General features: G+C 64.0%; 15 protein-coding genes. 7 read left to right on the forward strand and 8 right to left on the reverse strand.

Annotated elements, in window-relative coordinates; all coding sequences use genetic code 11:
* Positions 1-8 precede the first annotated feature (8 nt).
* From ABNW52_RS01190 to sbcB, 7 genes are all read right to left on the reverse strand, one after another.
* Positions 9-1,199 carry an HlyD family secretion protein gene (locus ABNW52_RS01190; protein ID WP_349582883.1) on the reverse strand — a complete coding sequence of 397 codons (1,191 nt, stop codon included), beginning with the start codon at positions 1,197-1,199 and terminating at the stop codon, positions 9-11.
* A gap of 4 nt (positions 1,200-1,203) precedes the next feature.
* Positions 1,204-2,607 (reverse strand): efflux transporter outer membrane subunit, encoded by a 1,404-nt coding sequence (locus tag ABNW52_RS01195; protein ID WP_349582884.1) that lies wholly within the window; start codon positions 2,605-2,607, stop codon positions 1,204-1,206.
* 130 nt (positions 2,608-2,737) lie between these two features.
* Positions 2,738-3,250: a MarR family transcriptional regulator gene (locus ABNW52_RS01200; RefSeq protein WP_349582887.1), complete on the reverse strand. Its 513-nt coding sequence runs from the start codon at positions 3,248-3,250 to the stop codon at positions 2,738-2,740.
* 23 nt (positions 3,251-3,273) lie between these two features.
* The gene (miaA, locus tag ABNW52_RS01205) at positions 3,274-4,224 is read right to left on the reverse strand and encodes a tRNA (adenosine(37)-N6)-dimethylallyltransferase MiaA (protein ID WP_349582890.1); all 951 of its coding nucleotides are present in this window, start codon (positions 4,222-4,224) and stop codon (positions 3,274-3,276) included.
* A gap of 71 nt (positions 4,225-4,295) precedes the next feature.
* A complete protein-coding gene (locus ABNW52_RS01210; RefSeq protein ID WP_349582893.1) occupies positions 4,296-4,766 on the reverse strand; it encodes a heme-degrading domain-containing protein in 471 nt (156 codons plus the stop codon).
* A 97-nt stretch (positions 4,767-4,863) separates the two neighbouring features.
* Positions 4,864-5,634, reverse strand: a complete 771-nt coding sequence (locus ABNW52_RS01215; protein ID WP_349582896.1) for a sulfite exporter TauE/SafE family protein — start codon at positions 5,632-5,634, stop codon at positions 4,864-4,866.
* 132 nt (positions 5,635-5,766) lie between these two features.
* Complete coding sequence (sbcB, locus tag ABNW52_RS01220; RefSeq protein ID WP_349582898.1) at positions 5,767-7,194, reverse strand: exodeoxyribonuclease I; 1,428 nt, start codon at positions 7,192-7,194, stop codon at positions 5,767-5,769.
* 775 nt (positions 7,195-7,969) lie between these two features.
* Here sbcB and ABNW52_RS01225 point away from each other — a divergent pair.
* The 4 genes from ABNW52_RS01225 (at position 7,970) to zapE (ending at position 12,733) form a co-directional block, all read left to right on the forward strand.
* Positions 7,970-9,013 (forward strand): hypothetical protein, encoded by a 1,044-nt coding sequence (locus tag ABNW52_RS01225; RefSeq protein ID WP_349582900.1) that lies wholly within the window; start codon positions 7,970-7,972, stop codon positions 9,011-9,013.
* Between the two features lie 124 nt (positions 9,014-9,137).
* Positions 9,138-10,382, forward strand: coding sequence for a serine hydroxymethyltransferase (glyA, locus tag ABNW52_RS01230; RefSeq protein WP_349582903.1), 1,245 nt, complete (start codon positions 9,138-9,140; stop codon positions 10,380-10,382).
* A gap of 250 nt (positions 10,383-10,632) precedes the next feature.
* Positions 10,633-11,529, forward strand: a complete 897-nt coding sequence (cysM, locus tag ABNW52_RS01235; RefSeq protein ID WP_349582906.1) for a cysteine synthase CysM — start codon at positions 10,633-10,635, stop codon at positions 11,527-11,529.
* Positions 11,530-11,575: 46 nt separating this feature from the next.
* A complete protein-coding gene (gene zapE, locus ABNW52_RS01240) occupies positions 11,576-12,733 on the forward strand; it encodes a cell division protein ZapE (protein ID WP_349582909.1) in 1,158 nt (385 codons plus the stop codon).
* Between the two features lie 63 nt (positions 12,734-12,796).
* Here the strand turns inward: zapE and ABNW52_RS01245 are convergent, their stop codons facing one another.
* Positions 12,797-13,645: an SPOR domain-containing protein gene (locus ABNW52_RS01245; protein ID WP_349582912.1), complete on the reverse strand. Its 849-nt coding sequence runs from the start codon at positions 13,643-13,645 to the stop codon at positions 12,797-12,799.
* A 135-nt stretch (positions 13,646-13,780) separates the two neighbouring features.
* Between ABNW52_RS01245 and ndk the strand changes: the two genes are divergently transcribed.
* From ndk to pilW, 3 genes are read left to right on the forward strand one after another with little or no spacing between them, the layout of a single operon-like run.
* The gene (gene ndk, locus ABNW52_RS01250; protein ID WP_174874670.1) at positions 13,781-14,206 is read left to right on the forward strand and encodes a nucleoside-diphosphate kinase; all 426 of its coding nucleotides are present in this window, start codon (positions 13,781-13,783) and stop codon (positions 14,204-14,206) included.
* A 50-nt stretch (positions 14,207-14,256) separates the two neighbouring features.
* Positions 14,257-15,348 (forward strand): dual-specificity RNA methyltransferase RlmN, encoded by a 1,092-nt coding sequence (gene rlmN, locus ABNW52_RS01255; RefSeq protein ID WP_349582915.1) that lies wholly within the window; start codon positions 14,257-14,259, stop codon positions 15,346-15,348.
* Positions 15,348-16,091 carry a type IV pilus biogenesis/stability protein PilW gene (pilW, locus tag ABNW52_RS01260; RefSeq protein WP_349582918.1) on the forward strand — a complete coding sequence of 248 codons (744 nt, stop codon included), beginning with the start codon at positions 15,348-15,350 and terminating at the stop codon, positions 16,089-16,091. Before rlmN ends, pilW begins: the two co-directional genes overlap by 1 nt.
* Positions 16,092-16,115 lie beyond the last annotated feature (24 nt).

Raw genomic sequence — 16,115 nt, forward strand, 5'->3', positions numbered from 1 at the left:
ATGCTCCCTTACTTGCCCAGGTTGGCCGCAATGATGCCGGCTACCACGCGGTCGGCTTCCTGCAGGCGCTGGTCGAACACGTTGGTGGCCAGCACCGGCTTGCCCTTCGGCGCGCTCTGCAGCAGCGGGCCATCCTTCTGCTGGGTGTTCACTTCCACGCTCATCGACAGGCCCAGGCGCAGCGGGTGGGTCTGCAGCTCACTCGGCTGCAGGCTGATGCGCACCGGTACGCGCTGCACCACCTTGATCCAGTTGCCGGTGGCGTTCTGCGGCGGCAGCAGCGAGAACACGCTGCCGGTGCCGGCGCCCAGACCGGCCACCTTGCCGTGGTAGGTGACATCGCTGCCGTACAGGTCGGCGTGCAGCGTTACCGGCTGGCCGATGCGCAGATCCTTCAGCTGCACTTCCTTGAAGTTGGCATCTACCCAGGCGCTGTCCAGCGCAGCGATGGCCAGCAGCGGGGTGCCGGCTTGCAGGCGGCTGCCCGGCTGCACGCTGCGGCGGGCGATGGTGCCGGCGATCGGGGCGCGGATTTCGGTACGCGACAGCGCCAGCCAGCTTTCGCGCACGGCGGCAGCGGCACGTGCCACCGCCGGTTGCTGCTCGACACTGCTGCCCAGCACCAGCGCGTGGCTGGCGTTCTTTTCCTCGCGGCCGGCCAGCAGCGCGGCTTCTGCCGCCGCCAGATTGGCGCGTGCGGTATTTACCGCATCACGCGCGTGCTGCACTTCTTCCTGGGCGATGGCCTGTTCGCGGGCGGCCTGTTCACGCCGCGCCAGATCGCCTTCGGCGCGGGACAGATCGCTGCGCGCGCGTTGCAGATCGGCTTCGCGCTGCGCCAGCAGCGCATCGGCCTTGCTGCTGGTGGAGATCAGCTGCCGGCTCTGGCGCACGGCCTGCGCCAGTTCGGCCTGGGCGCGCTGGAAAGCCAGGCGGGTATCGCTTTGCTCCAGCTTGACCAGCAGGTCGCCGGCGGCCACCTGCTGGGTATCGTCGGCATGCACGGCAACCACGTTGCCGGCGATCTGGCTGGATACCGGCACCAGGTTGCCAGCCACGTAGGCGTCATCGGTGCTCTGGGTGTTGCGCAGGGCAAAGAACCAGTAACCGGCACCGACGATGCCGGCGACCACCAGTACGGCGGTCAGGCGGGTAAGGGCGGTGCGGCGGGCGTTATTGGGGGTGGCTTGTTGTTCCATGTGCTTATTCCTTGTCGGCCGGGAGGCTGCCCAGGGCGCGCAGCAGCGCAGCCTGGGCTTGCAGGCGTTGGGTGCGGGTATCGAGTGTGCTCTGGCGTGCCTGCAGCAGGCGGCGCTGCTCGGCCAGGCCCTGCGTCGGTGCGGCCAGGCCGGCATTGACGCGGCCTTGTACCGAGCGGGCGGCATCGCTGCGCGCGGCAAGGTTGGCCGCAGCGGCGGTTTCGGCCTGCTGCAGCGCCTGCAGATTGCTGCTGCGATCGGCGGTGTCGCGGATGGCGGCGAGCAGGGTCTGGTTGTAGCTGGCCACCGCGTAGTCGTAGTCCGCGGTGCGGGCGTCCAGCCGCGCGTTCAGTTCGCCATTGCTGAAGATCGGCAGGGTGATGGCCGGCAGCAGGCGCAGGCTACGGGCGCCGTAGCTGAACAGGTCGCTCAGTTCGTTGGACGACAGCGCCGCCAACGCATTCAGGCGGATGTCCGGGTAGAAGTCGGCCTTGGCGGCTTTCACCGTCTGGGCGCTGGCTTCCACCCGCTCGCGCGCGGCCAGGATGTCGGCGCGCAGGCCAAGCTGGCCGGTGCCCAGCGCGGGCAGGGCCAGTGGCCATTGCGGCAGGCCGGCGGCGCTCAGGCCGTCGATCGCGCTTTGCGGCTGCGCGCTCAGTGCCGCCAGCGCGTGGCGTGCCTGCGCTTCGCGCATGGCGGCGCGCTGCACGCGCTCGTCAATCTCGGCCTGCTGCGCGCGGAACTGCGCCAGCTCGTCGCCGGCGCTGAGGCCGCTTTTCAGTCGCTGCTCGGCCTGGGCCAGTTGCTTGCGCGCCAGTTGCTGATCTTCCTGCAGCAGCTGCTGGCTCTGCTGCGCGCTGCGCCATTCCAGGTACTGGCTGCTCACCGCCCACGCCAGCCATTGGCGGGCATCATCGGCTTCCAGCGCGGCGGCGCGCGCCTGGCCGCGGCTGGCGGCCAGCTGGGCGCGGGTCTTGCCCCAGAAGTCGAAGCGGTAGGACAGGTCGGCGCCCACCGTGGTCAGGTTGGTCCAGATGCCGGTCATGGAGCTGGGCAGGTTGGCGTGCTCGGAGATGCGCTCGCGGGCGAAGTTGGCGCTGCCGTTGATGTGCAGGCCGTCGCTGCTGGCTACCAGCTCGCTGCCGGCGCGCGCGCTGCGCAGGCGGGCATCGGCCTGCGCCAGGGACGGGTGTTCGGCCAGCGCGCGGGACAGCAGTTGCTGTAGCTGGGCATCCGGGATGCTCTGCCACCAGTTGGCGGCGACGGGCTGTGGCGCCATGCTGCCGCCGAGCGATTCGGCCGTCAGTGGCGAGCTGGTCGGCGCGGCGACCTGCGGCGTGGCGCAGGCGGCCAGCAGCAGGCTGGCGGCGACGGCAAGCAATGTGCGTTGCGGGTTATACTTACGCATGTAATGATCACCTGCGTTACTATTGGTGGGTGAAAAAGGCAAGCGCAAGGCTTGCCTGAGTTACTGCGGCATGATGACACGCATCAAACGTTTGTCCTGTTTCCGTCTGTACGTGCGGCCAACCTGCCGGCTAGTTTTCCAGCTTGGACAGCAGCTTGCGTAGCAGGCTGTCCAGCTGGCCCTTCTCCTCGACGCTGAAGTCCTGCCACAGCTCGCGCATGCGCTGGCGCTGCGGCGGCATCGCCGCGGCGATAAAAGCCTGCCCGGCCTCGGTCAGCATCAGGATGGTCTTGCGGCGGTCGTCGGCGCAGGACAGGCGCTGGATCAGGCCGCGCTGGCACAGGTCGTCCACCACGCGGGTGGCGTTGGTGCGCGAAAACGCCAGCGCATCCGACAGCTCGGACGGGTTGATGCGCTGCTCTGGCCGCGAGTACAGCACCAGCAGCGCCATCCAGGTGGTTTCGTTCATGTCGAACGGTTTCAACGACTCGTTGAAGTAACCAAGCAGATAGGGCTGGATGTGCAGGATCAGGCGCGTCAGCAGCACTTCTTCCCGCGGCGCGCCAGGCAGCTTGCGGGCGATGGTGTCGGTGGCCTGCTCACAAGCATTGAAGCTCTGGCAGGCGGGGCGGTTTTCTTGCATGGACGATATAGTAACGTGCGTTACTAATTTGGGCAAGTAGCCAGCCACTGCTGCAGTTGCCGGGCGGCCGGGGTGAGCAAATCTGGCTGCTGGCAATCCAGCACCGTGTTTTCCGGCATCGCGCGCAGCCAGGTCAGCTGGCGCTTGGCCAGCTGGCGGGTGGCGGCAATGCCGCGATAGCGCAGCTGGTCGTAGTCGTACTGTCCGTCCTGATATTCCCAGGCCTGGCGATAACCGACGCAGCGCATCGACGGCAGCTCCAGCGATAGGCCGGGGTAGCGGCTGCGCACGCGGGAGACCTCGTCCAGAAAACCCTGTTCCAGCATCTGTTCGAAGCGCAGCGCGATGCGATCGTGCAGCCATTGCCGTTCTGGCGGTACCAGCGCCAGCCGCAGGCTGGCAAAGTTGGCCGCCGCGTCGCGGCCACGGGCGATCAGCTGCGACATCGGCACGCCGGCCAGACGATAGACTTCCAGCGCGCGGCCGATGCGTTGCGAATCATTGGGCGCCAGTCGTGCGGCGGTGACGGGGTCGACCGCGGCCAACTGCTGGTGCATCGCCGGCCAGCCGATGGCGGCGGCCTGGGCTTCCAGTTCTGCCCGCAGCGCGGCATCGGCCTGCGGCAGGTCGGACAGCCCTTCCAGCAGCGCCTTGTAATACAGCATGGTGCCGCCGACCAGCAGCGGAATATTGCCGCGGGCACAGATGTCGGCAATCAGCCGGTTGGCATCGGCATGGAACTGCGCCGCCGAGTAGCTGTCGGTGGGGTCGATGATGTCGATCAGGTGGTGCGGGCAGCTGGCCATTTCGGCGGCGGTCGGCTTGGCGGTGCCGATGTCCATGTCGCGATAGACCAGCGCCGAATCCACGCTGACGATCTCCACCGGAAAGTGCTGCGCCAGCGCCAGCGCCAGGCCGGTCTTGCCGCAGGCGGTGGGGCCCATCAGCAGCGCGGCACGCAAAGAAGAGCTCATGAGGGCAAACACGAAAAAGTCAGGGCGCTATTGTCGCACAGCCGCGGGCGCGGCCACAGTTGGCCGCCGGCTTAGCTGCCGGCCAGCAACTGGCGTAGCGCGCTGATCACCAGCTGGTGGTCCTCCCGCTGTGGCAGGCCGGACACGGTGACGGCGCCGATCAGCCCGCCGCCGTGCAGCCGCAACGGGAAGCTGCCGCCATGTGCGCAGTACTGGCTGGCATCGATGTGCGGCTGTAGTTCGAATTCGTGGCCCTTGTCGCGCTGGTATTCGCCGAGGTACAGCGAGCTGTGGCCGAAGCGCAGCACGCTGTTGCGCTTGCGTGCGATCCAGTGCAGGTTGTCCACGCTGGTGCCGGCCATGGCACAGCCGAATAGCTGCTGGCCGTAGGCGTAGACCTCGATGGCGACTGCCGCCTGCTGCGCTGCGGCCAAGGTGCGCAGCAGGCTGCCCAGCTGCCAGGCAGCGTCGTGGCTGAAGCGGGGCAGTTGCAGTTCGGTTTCCTGCTGTAATAGTTCGGACAGGCTGGGGCTGTGGTGCATGGCGACTCCGTGGCAAGTATCGGCGGCAAAAAGCGACAAGGCCCGGCAGTGCCGGGCCTTGTCGAACATACTTTGCTCTCGGAATGTAGGCTAGCGCTTACATCACCAGCTTGGCGCCGATCAGCGCCATCATGATGGCCAGCGCCGGGCGCAGCCATTGCTCGGCGACGCGGCGGGTCATGTGGCTGCCCAGCCAGATGCCCGGCAGCGAGCCGATCAGCAGCTGGCTCAGCAGGCCGTAATCCATATTGCCCATGCTGGCATGGCCCAGGCCGGCTACCAGCGTCAGCGGTACGGCGTGAGCGATCTCGGTACCCACCAGGCGGGCGGTGGGCAGTAGCGGGTACAGTGCAAAAATGGCCAGCGTGCCCAGCGCGCCGGCGCCGATGGAGCTGAGGGTGACGATCACGCCCAGTACCACGCCGGTAAACACGGTGGCTTTTACCGGCATATAGCCTGCCGGCCGTTGCGGCAGCATGCGGGTAAGCTGGCGCAGGATGATGGGCTTGAACAGGATCGCCAGCGCAGTGAGCATCAGCGCAAAGCCCAGCATCACCTTGATCAGGCTGTTGGCGGCCTGGGTATCCAGTTTCATGACATGCAGGGCCAGTAGCGTCAGCAGCGAGGCCGGGATGCTGCCAGCGGCCAGATAGCCGGTGATGCGCCAGTCGATCTGCTTGTGCTTCTGGTGCACCGCCACGCCGCCCATCTTGGTGATGCAGGCGTACAGCAGGTCGGTGCCCACCGCGGTGGCCGGATTGATGCCGAACCACAGCAGAATGGGGGTCATCAGCGACCCGCCACCCACACCGGTAAGGCCCACGATAAAGCCTACCGTCAGACCTGCAATTACGTATCCCAGCTCCATGCCGTGCTTTCTGCCTGATTCATAAACTGGCAGCCATGCTAACTGATGGCGTTATTCCTCTTTAGACGAATTTAGAGATTGCTTATCCAGAAAATGAATAACGTTGCCGGCCTGTACGCTGTTCGTTGCTGCTCAGGCGCCGGGGAGCTGTGCCGCCCACTGCGCCAGCGCCTGCAGAATATCCTGCTGCGCTGGCGTGGCCTGCTCGCCGAGGCGAGCCAGTTCGGCCTGGAAGTCGGCATGGCTGCGGCCGCCAGGCTGACCACTGCTTAGTTTGTGCGCACACCAGGCCTGCCAGTGTTGCGCTTCGGCGGCCGACAGGCTGTGCGGGAAATTGCGCGCGCGGTAGCGCCACAGCAGGCGGCTGAGCTGGCTGTCGTCAAACGCGGGTTGTTCTGCGGCCAACTGCGGCGCCGATAGCTGGCGCAGGCGGTTCAGCTGGCGACGGTCGTGGTTGCTGACAAAGCCGCCGTACAGGTTTTCGTCGACGTCGGGGATGGCGGCGGCTTCGCGCTGGTACACCTGCTGCCACAGCGCATCCAGCCGGGGTAGGGTGGCGGCGATGGCGGCGTGGCGTTCGATCTGCGCCATGTCGATACCCAGTTCTGCGGCACGGGCCGGGCTGAGCACGCGCAGATCGCTGACCACGAACGGCGATTTGTTGACGTGCAGTCCTTTCACTGGGAGCCGAGTCACACCTTCCGGCAGCGCATCGTTGCGAGTGAACATGCGCAGGCGCGCCTCATCCGCGCTCAGGCCCAGCAACTCGGACGGGTCGTGTGCCAGATCCCACACCAGGACTTCGTTCTTGTTGCTGGGGTGCTCGCCCAGCGGCCACACGATGGCCAGGTTGCCGCGGGCGGTGCCAAACATGCCGGAAACGTGGATCAGCGGCCGCGGCGCATGCAGCGACAGCTGGTGGCGCACGCTGTCTTTCTGCCGCAGTGACAGGCAGAAGGCAAACAGCTTGGGGTGGTGTTGGCGGATCAGGCGCGCCAGTGCGATGGTGGCGCGTACATCGGACAGCGCATCGTGTGCCGCCTCGTGCAGCAGGCCGTTGGCGGCCGACAGGTGCTCCAGCTTAAAGCTTACCTGGCCGTCTTCGTGCCGCGGCCAGGCGATGCCGTCCGGACGCAGCGCGTAGGTGGCGCGCACCACGTCCAGCAAGTCCCAGCGGCTGCAGCCGTGCTGCCATTCGCGCGCGTACGGGTCGATCAGGTTGCGCCAGAACATGAAGCGCGTCACCTCATCGTCGAAGCGGATGGAGTTGTAGCCCACGCCGATGGTGCCCGGGGTGGCCAGTTCCTGTTCGATGGCGGCGGCAAACTGGTGTTCCGGCACGCCGCGTTCGGCGCACAGCTGCGGGGTGATGCCGGTGAGCAGGCAGGCCTCCGGCGCCGGCAGGTAATCCGGGGTCGGTTGGCAGTACAGCATTACCGGCTCGCCGATTTCGTTCAGCTCGGCATCGGTACGGATGCCGGCAAACTGCGACGGGCGATCGCTGCGCGGTACCGCGCCAAAGGTCTCGTAATCAAGCCAGAAGAAGGTGGGCTGGGTCATGGCGGCAAGAGCGGCGTGAGCGAAACACCGATTGTCGCATTGCCGTCCGGCGGCGGCCAATATTGCGGCCAACGTTGGCCGCATCAGCGGCGCATGGAACTTTGCCGCACGGCGGCTGACCAATCACCCGGACGTCGTTCAGACGTTTCCTCCCCTGATCGTTTCATGCATTTGGCCGGACCCGTGCGCGGGTTCGGCGTTCTTTTTTGTTCACTTTAGAAAATTTGCTTGTGAAAGCGAAACAACGTCATGGCATGGTGCATGGCGTATGTTGCTGCGCCGCATTGGTGCGTGCTGAGGCTGCTGCGAGAGAATGGCGGTGGGGAGAAAAGCTTGATGCCGGGTAACGACAGTGGCGCAGGTGTCTGCTAAGTGCTTGAAATGGATGGTGCCAGGATGGCAGGCAAAAAAAATGCGCGGGGTTTTATGCCCGCGCCAAGTCTACAAAGGAGAAATAGAGGAGAAACTATCAAGAAGCAATTGCTGCATCTCAACGAGTTCGGATTATCCCGATCATGGTGCATGGTGTCAATGTATACAATTTACACAAGCGCAAAAAACATAACATTTTGTCGCGCCGTGAACACAAATTTGTTTGAAAGTGAAAATCGAGCGCTTGCTTGTGCGGCAAATTCGGAGGCTTGCCTCCCCTCTGCCGGCAAGCTGTGCGACAATATCGCCTTTGCCGAATCCGACATTCCTTGGCCCTGCAATGAGCGATTTCACTCCGGTTTTGCCCGATCCGCGCCAGTATCCCGAATCTTCTCCTTCTAATATGTTGATCCATCACGCCGAGGCGATTGCCAAGGCAGTGACCGAGGACGACCGCGAGCTGTGGCGCGACAACCTGCGTGCGCGCCTGGTTGAGCTGCTGGAGCGTGAAGAGCTGTTGTCGCTGTCGGTGGCGCTGGCGATGGTGTCCTCGCAGCAGATCTACCAGATCCTGTGGGATGCGCTGCGCGATGCCGCCGAGCGTCCGGACAGTGGTCGCCATGCGGTGGTGTTCGCGGTGCCGGTGGTGCTGGTGATCGGCAGCAAGAGCAAGGTCACCCTGCCGGAGCGTATTGCCGACGTGGATGGCCTGAACGCCATCTTCCGCGAGCACGGCGTGTTTGCGCCGGGGGCCGAGGTGTTCCTGTCCGGCAAGCTGCTGCATCCGGACTCGGTGGTGGCCATCAGCTCCCCACAAATCTACCGCTACAGCCGCCAGCTGGCCGATGCCGCGCGCGGCCTGCCGCTGGAGTTGCCGGCCGCGGCCATTACCGCCAAGGACGAAGGCGTGTTCCTGCGCTACCTGCTGGGTGTGGCGATCCGCGAAGACGGCGCCGAGCCGCCGGTGAAGCTGGGTGGCAGCGTCGGTGCCTGGGGCGTGCCGCTGATGAAGTTTCTCGGCGAAGAGCTGAAAGCCGACGGCGTGACGCTATTCCCGATTCCGCGCGTGCCGATGCCGCTGATGCAGGCTATCGTTGCGGCCAACCAGGCGCGACTGGAAGTAGCGCTGCAGGTGTTTGCCAGCACGCAGATCCGCAAGCTGCGCGACCAGGGCGAGGAACCGGTGGCCATCATCTCTGCCCACGACAATGGCGAACTGCACTTCACTATCTCCGCCGCCGGCAACGAGAAGGACTGGGGGGGCTTCGTGTGGCCGCTGGCTGCGCAGGACGTGGTGGGGCAGATCGAAACCACCTTCCGTATCCTGATGCTGGAATGCCAGGTCAACGATGTGCGCGTGGTGCCGCAGCTGCAGCCTGAGCAGCAGAATGGCATCCCGCTGTTCTTTACCGCCGACGACTGGCCGGTGCAGCGTACCTTGCAATAAGTATTTGAAATGGCGAACGGAAGATGAAACAGATTCATGCTCCGTTCGCCATTTGTTCATTTCGGGCTACCTCCGGAATGCAGTAGAATTTCCCGATCCATAACCCATTGATGGAAAGTCAACGATGTTTGCTGATATCAAAATCGCCCAGTACGACCCGGAACTCGCCGCCGCCATCGCCGGCGAAGTGCAGCGCCAGGAAGATCACATCGAGCTGATCGCCTCGGAAAACTACACCAGTCCGGCGGTGATGGAAGCCCAGGGCTCCCAGCTGACCAACAAGTACGCCGAAGGCTACCCGGCCAAGCGTTTCTACGGCGGTTGCGAATACGTTGACGTGGTAGAGCAGCTGGCCATCGACCGCGTGAAGCAACTGTTCGGCGCCGAGTACGCCAACGTGCAGCCGCACTCCGGCTCGCAGGCCAACCAGGCGGTGTACTTCTCGATCCTGAAGCCGGGCGACACCGTGATGGGCATGAACCTGGGCCACGGCGGTCACCTGACCCACGGCTCCCCGGCCAACCTGTCCGGCAAGTTGTTCAACATCGTGGCTTACGGTCTGAACGACAAGGAAGAAATCGACTACGACGACATGGAGCGTGTAGCGATGGAAACCAAGCCGAAGCTGATCATCGGCGGTGCTTCCGCCTTTGCGTTGCGCTTCGACTTCGAGCGCATGGGCCAGATCGCCAAGAAATGCGGCGCCTACTTCATGGTCGACATGGCGCACTACGCCGGTCTGGTGGCTGCCGGCCTGTACCCGAACCCGGTGCCGCACGCTGACTTCGTGACCTCCACCACCCACAAGACCCTGCGTGGTCCGCGTGGCGGCCTGATTCTGGCCAAGGCCGAATTCGAGAAGTCGCTGAACAGCAACGTGTTCCCGACCCTGCAGGGCGGCCCGCTGATGCACGTGATTGCCGCCAAGGCAGTGGCGTTCAAGGAAGCGCTGACCCCGGAGTTCAAGGAATACCAACAGCAGGTGATCAAGAACGCCGACGCGATGGCGCGCACCCTGGCCGAGCGCGGCCTGCGCATCGTGTCCGGCCGCACCGAAAGCCACGTGTTCCTGGTTGACCTGCGTGCCAAGGGCCTGACCGGCAAGGCCGCCGATGCCGCGCTGGGCAAGGCGCACATCACCGTCAACAAGAACGCCATTCCGAACGATCCGGAAAGCCCGTTCGTGACCTCCGGTATCCGCATCGGCTCGCCGGCCATCACCACCCGCGGTTTCAAGGAAGAAGAAGCCCGCATCGTCGCCAACCTGGTGGCCGACGTGCTGGACAACCCGAACGACGAAGCCGTGCTGGCGCGCGTGGCCAAGGAAGCCACCGAGCTGTGCCACCGCTTCCCGGTGTACAAGAAGTAAGTCGTCCCGACGACTGACAAAGCGGCCCGCGTGGCCGCTTTTTTATTGTGCTGACGGTGGTGTGACGTGGCCGGTGGTACCGGGTGCAACCATCCGGTTATATTCAAGTGCTGCAAAATTCCAAAGCGGATTTTTTGGCTAACACCATGATTTTTTATGAAAAATTATCAGGTGGTGGGAATAAGGGTTGGCCGCAGTGCGGAACAGCCCGGCGCAAGCCGGTATAATGCGCCGCATCAAGGAGAGCGTGATGACCCTGCCCCAATTCAAGTATCTGGAAGACTTCGTCGGCAATACCCCGCTGGTGCGTCTCAAGCGCATGGCTGGCAACAGCAGCAACGTGCTGCTGGTGAAGCTGGAAGGCAATAACCCGGCCGGTTCGGTGAAGGACCGCCCGGCGCTGTCGATGATCCGCCATGCCGAGGCGCGCGGCACCATTCGGCCGGGCGACACCCTGATCGAGCCGACCAGTGGCAATACCGGCATTGCGCTGGCGATGGCGGCCACCATGATGGGCTACAAGATGATTCTGGTGATGCCGGAAAACTCCAGTCAGGAGCGGGTGGATACCATGCGTGCCTACGGCGCCGAGGTGATCCTGACGTCGAAGGAGTTGTCCATGCCCGGTGCCATCGACGAAGCGCGGCGGCTGGAGGCGGCCGGGGTTGGCCGCATCCTCGACCAGTTTGGCAACCCGGACAATCCGCTGGCGCACATCGAGGGCACTGGCCCGGAAATCTGGCGCGATACCGCCGGCACTGTGACGCACTTCGTGTCCAGTATGGGCACCACCGGCACCATCATGGGTACCAGTACTTACCTGAAGCAGCAGAACCCGGCGATCCGCGTGATCGGCGTGCAGCCGCAGCCCGGCAGCCAGATTCCGGGCATCCGCAAGTGGGAAGACGAGTACCTGCCCAGTATCTGCGACTTCTCCCGCATCGACGAACTGTTGCTGGTCGACCAGCAGACTGCCGAAGACACTACCCGTCGCCTGGCGCGCGAGGAAGGCATCCTGGCCGGCCCGTCGTCCGGTGGTGCGCTGGCCGTGGCGCTGCGCCTGAACGAGCAGTTGCAGAACGCGGTGATTGTTTCCATCGTCTGCGACCGTGGCGACCGTTACCTGTCCACCGGCCTGTTTTCCTGAATCAACGTTGGCCGCAGCATGCGGCCAACCCTGATGTGCACACACCATGTCCCAACACGTATTCTCGCCGCCCAGTGACGGCTCACTCAGCCCGCGATCCTGGTATCAGGCTGCCAGTCAGCAGCCGGGCTTCATTCACGATGCCGCGCAGGCGGCCGCCATCGAGCGGCTGGATGAACTGTGGCAAGCGCTGCAGGAGTTCAAGGACAAACGCAACCGCTTCCTGGGGCGCAGCCTGCGCAAGCCGCCGATACCGCGCGGCCTGTATTTCTGGGGCGGGGTGGGGCGCGGCAAGAGCTTCCTGATGGATGCCTTCTATAGCTGCGTCGGCTACCGCCGCAAACGGCGCGTGCATTTCCATCATTTCATGGCCGAGATCCACAAGCAGCTGCGCACACTGTCCAGCGAGGCCGATCCACTGCAGACGGTGGCGGAGCGCATTGCCCGCGACGTGCGCCTGTTGTGCTTCGACGAGTTCCACGTCAGCGACATCGCCGACGCCATGATGCTGGGGCGGCTGTTCACCGCGCTGTTCGAGCATGGCGTGATCTGCGTGATGACCTCCAATTACCCGCCGGACGAGCTGTACCCCAACGGCCTGATGCGCAGCAACTTCCTGCCCACCATCGCGCTGTTGAAAGCCAATCTGGATGTTATCAACGTCGATGGCGGCAATGACTACCGCCTGCGCGAGCTGACGCGCGAGCCGCTGTTCCTGGTGCCGGGCGGTGACGATGCCAGTGCGCGCTTGACCGTGATGTTCGAGCGACTGGCGGGTGCGGCTCCAGAGTTGCCGCATGTGCTGGAGGTGCTGGGGCGCGAGATTCCGCTCAAACGCCATGCGCCGGGAGTGATCTGGTTCGATTTTCGTGCCATCTGCGACGGCCCGCGCGCGCAGACCGACTATCTGGAAATCGCCAGCGAATATCACACCGTGTTCGTGTCGGATATCCCGAAGCTGGAGGCGCGCGATGCGGCGATTGCCCGGCGGCTGACCTGGCTGGTGGATGTGTTCTACGATCACCGCGTCAAGCTGGTGGCCTCGAGCGCGGTGCCGGCGGAGGAGGTGTATACCGACGGGGTGCAGGCCAGCGAGTTCTTCCGCACCGCTAGCCGGTTGACCGAGATGCAGTCGCAGAGCTATCTGCAGCTGCCGCACCTGGTGGACAACTTCAAGATCGGCGACGGGGTGATCGAGACCTGAGTTGGCGCTCCGCTAAACGACAAGGCCGCAGCATGCTGCGGCCTTGTGCTTTCATACGGTGGCTTATTGTGTGCCGAGCGGGACCAGCAGTGGCTGGTAGCCTAGTTCGCGCAAGCGCTGCATGGCTTCTTCCGCTTCCGCGCGGGTGCGGAACGGTCCCAGTTGCACGCGGGTCTCGGTGCGGGCGCTCAGGCCGTGCTTTTTCAGGTCGGATACCAGCTTTTCGGCATTGCCCGGGCTGCTGAACAGGCCGAGTTGCAGCTGGTAGCCCAGCGATGGCTGGTGGTTGTTGCCGGGTGCCAGGGTTGGCATGCGGGCCGGGGCGGGCAACGGGGTCAGTTTGGCTGCGGTGGCTTGCGTCACGGCGCCCTTGCCGGCAGGCGTGGTGCCAATGCTTTCGGCGAGCGGTGCCGTGTGCTTGTCGGTGCTGTGCGTCTGCGCCGGCGTTGGCTTGGCCGCTGGCAGTGGCGGTGCGGCGGCAGGCTTGGCTGGCGTGCCGGCTGCGGCCAACGGTGGATGGTTCTGTGGTGCCGGGGTGGCGGCTTGTGGGCTGCCTGGCAGTGGCGCGGCCGGGCTGCCGGTGACAGGGGGATGGCTGCCATCTGCCTGCGGTGCGGCCACGGCGGGAGTGCTGGCGGCCAGCGGCGCGCTGCTCTCCGGTAGCTGGGCAATCACCAGTGCGGGGGCCGATGCCGCCTCTTCCTTGCTGACGATGCGGCCGGAACTCAGTGGCGTACTGCTGCTGGGCGGGGCGGTTTTCTCGCCGCCGCTAAGCGATTCCAGCACCGGAATGGCGGCCAGCGCCACGGCAACCAGGCCGCCGGCGATGGCAAGGCGTTTGCGCATTTCCGGGCTCAGGCCGGTGGAGGGGAGGTCGCTGTGCTGCTGGGGGTCGTTGGGCGTGGGCTTCATCGCGTCTTGAATTCAGTGCAGCAAAGGCTGGTGAACGCTGGTAAGATAACGGGTTCCTCAAAATTGGGTGACCCGCAGGCTCGATTGTGAGCCTGTCAAGTGTAACCATTTCGCTTGTAAACAGGGAGATTTTATATGGCAATCGAACGTACTCTTTCCATCATCAAGCCGGACGCAGTAGCCAAGAACGTTATCGGCAAGATCTACGACCGTTTTGAATCCGCCGGTCTGAAAATTGTTGCTGCCAAACTGAAGCAACTGTCCCGCGCCGAAGCCGAAGGCTTCTACGCCGTACACAAAGAACGTCCGTTCTTCAACGACCTGGTGAGCTTCATGATCTCCGGCCCGGTGATGATCCAGGCACTGGAAGGCGAAAACGCCGTGCTGAAGAACCGCGAACTGATGGGCGCTACCGACCCGAAGAAAGCTGAAGCCGGCACCATTCGCGCCGATTTCGCCGATTCTATCGACGCCAACGCCGTACACGGTTCCGACAGCCTGGAAAACGCTGCTATCGAAGTAGCCTATTTCTTCGCTGCCACCGAAATCGCTGCACGCTAAGCTGTATCCGGCGGCCGCCTCTGGCGGCCGCCTTTATTCAGAGTATTGCCATGAAGACCAACCTGCTCGACTTCAACCTCCCCCAGCTCACCGAACATTTTGCCGCCATGGGCGAAAAGCCGTTTCGTGCCAAGCAGATCATGCGCTGGATGCATCAGATGGGCGAAGCCGATTTTGACGCCATGACCGACATCGCCAAAAGCCTGCGTGCCAAGCTGCACGACACCGCTATCGTGGGTGTGCCGGAGCTGATGGTGTCGCAGGAGTCGGAAGATGGTACCCGCAAGTGGCTGCTGGACGTGGGCACCGGCAACGGTGTCGAGACCGTGTTCATCCCCGAGGATGATCGCGGCACCTTGTGCATATCATCTCAAGTGGGCTGTGCGCTGGAGTGCACCTTCTGCTCCACCGGCCGTCAGGGCTTCAACCGCAACCTCAGCACCGCCGAGATCATCGGCCAGCTGTGGTGGGCCAACAAGGCGATGGGGGTTACCCCGCGCAACGAGCGCGTCGTCTCCAACGTGGTGATGATGGGTATGGGCGAGCCGCTGGCCAACTTCGATAACGTGGTGTCGGCGCTGCAGATCATGCTGGACGATCACGGCTACGGCCTGAGCCGCCGCCGAGTGACGGTGTCCACCTCTGGCATGGTGCCGCAGATGGACCGCCTGAAAGAGGCCTGCCCGGTGGCGCTGGCCGTCAGCCTGCATGCTTCCAACGACCGCATTCGCGACGAAATCGTGCCGCTGAACAAGAAGTACCCGCTGAAGGAGCTGATGGCGGCCTGCCAGCGCTACCTGGTGAAGGCGCCGCGCGATTTCATTACCTTTGAATACGTGATGCTTGACGGGGTCAACGACAGACCGGAACATGCGCGTGAACTTATCGCGCTGGTACGTGACGTACCGTGCAAGTTCAATCTGATTCCGTTCAACCCGTTCCCGAATTCCGGCTACGAGCGTTCCAGCAATAATGCCATTCGCGCCTTCCGCGAGATTCTGCAGGAGGCCGGCTTTGTGGTGACGGTGCGCAAGACCCGTGGCGACGATATCGATGCCGCCTGCGGCCAACTTGCCGGCCAGGTGCAGGACAAGACCCGGCGCCAGGAAAAGTGGATACGCATTAGCGAGGAAAGGTCCTGATGATCAAGACACGCGTCGTTGCTTTGTTACTGGCGGGCCTGCTGGCCGCAACGCCAGCCATTGCCGCCTCCGCGCCTGCGCGCGAACTGGCGCAGACGCGTGCCTTGCTTGCCATTGAGTACATGAAGTTCGGCAATATGCGTGTTGCCATGGAAAACGCCGAGCTGGCCATTTCCACCGATCCGAGCTTTCAGTCCGGCTACCTGGCCAAGGCCTTGATCCTGACGCAGCTGGGGGTGGAGAAAGAGGCCGATACCGCTTTCCAGCAGGCGCTGCGCATCGATGCGCGCAACCCCGAGGTCAACAACAACTACGGCAACTTCCTGTGTGGCCGTGGCCGTTTTGACGAAGCCCTGCAGATGTTCGATCGCGCGCTGGCCGATCCTTTCTTTGCCGCGCCACAGAGCGCCATGGTGAACAAGGCGCTGTGTCTGGAGCGCATGCAGCGTACCGACGAAGCCAACCAGCTGTTGCTGGCCACGCTGCGGCGGGTGCCGAATGACCCGACTGCCCTGCGTGAACTGGCGCGTTTTGCGCTCAACGGCGGTAATGCGCAACTGGCCGAGTTCTACTATCAACGCCTCGGTATCGATGAACGCCGTGGCAGTGCGGCCGATCTGTGGCTGGGGGTGCGCCTGGCCAAGCTCAAGCACGACGATGGCACGCGTGAACGTTTGTCGGCGCAGCTCAAAAAACGCTTCCCGGATAGTCCCGAAACCCAACAGCTCTTAAGTGGAAACTGATTTCAGCATGCAGCCTCAGGATTC

Origin of the sequence: Vogesella oryzagri (assembly GCF_040148885.1) — a bacterium.
Classification (GTDB): Bacteria; Pseudomonadota; Gammaproteobacteria; order Burkholderiales; family Chromobacteriaceae; genus Vogesella; species Vogesella oryzagri.

Bases quoted from the DNA above. Each gene is read 5' to 3' on its own strand.
- ABNW52_RS01190 (WP_349582883.1), bottom strand. From the start codon at position 1,199: ATGGAACAACAAGCCACCCCCAATAACGCCCGCCGCACCGCCCTTACC.
- ABNW52_RS01195 (WP_349582884.1), bottom strand. From the start codon at position 2,607: ATGCGTAAGTATAACCCGCAACGCACATTGCTTGCCGTCGCCGCCAGC.
- ABNW52_RS01200 (WP_349582887.1), bottom strand. From the start codon at position 3,250: ATGCAAGAAAACCGCCCCGCCTGCCAGAGCTTCAATGCTTGTGAGCAG.
- miaA (WP_349582890.1), bottom strand. From the start codon at position 4,224: ATGAGCTCTTCTTTGCGTGCCGCGCTGCTGATGGGCCCCACCGCCTGC.
- ABNW52_RS01210 (WP_349582893.1), bottom strand. From the start codon at position 4,766: ATGCACCACAGCCCCAGCCTGTCCGAACTATTACAGCAGGAAACCGAA.
- ABNW52_RS01215 (WP_349582896.1), bottom strand. From the start codon at position 5,634: ATGGAGCTGGGATACGTAATTGCAGGTCTGACGGTAGGCTTTATCGTG.
- sbcB (WP_349582898.1), bottom strand. From the start codon at position 7,194: ATGACCCAGCCCACCTTCTTCTGGCTTGATTACGAGACCTTTGGCGCG.
- ABNW52_RS01225 (WP_349582900.1), top strand. From the start codon at position 7,970: ATGTTGATCCATCACGCCGAGGCGATTGCCAAGGCAGTGACCGAGGAC.
- glyA (WP_349582903.1), top strand. From the start codon at position 9,138: ATGTTTGCTGATATCAAAATCGCCCAGTACGACCCGGAACTCGCCGCC.
- cysM (WP_349582906.1), top strand. From the start codon at position 10,633: ATGACCCTGCCCCAATTCAAGTATCTGGAAGACTTCGTCGGCAATACC.
- zapE (WP_349582909.1), top strand. From the start codon at position 11,576: ATGTCCCAACACGTATTCTCGCCGCCCAGTGACGGCTCACTCAGCCCG.
- ABNW52_RS01245 (WP_349582912.1), bottom strand. From the start codon at position 13,645: ATGAAGCCCACGCCCAACGACCCCCAGCAGCACAGCGACCTCCCCTCC.
- ndk (WP_174874670.1), top strand. From the start codon at position 13,781: ATGGCAATCGAACGTACTCTTTCCATCATCAAGCCGGACGCAGTAGCC.
- rlmN (WP_349582915.1), top strand. From the start codon at position 14,257: ATGAAGACCAACCTGCTCGACTTCAACCTCCCCCAGCTCACCGAACAT.
- pilW (WP_349582918.1), top strand. From the start codon at position 15,348: ATGATCAAGACACGCGTCGTTGCTTTGTTACTGGCGGGCCTGCTGGCC.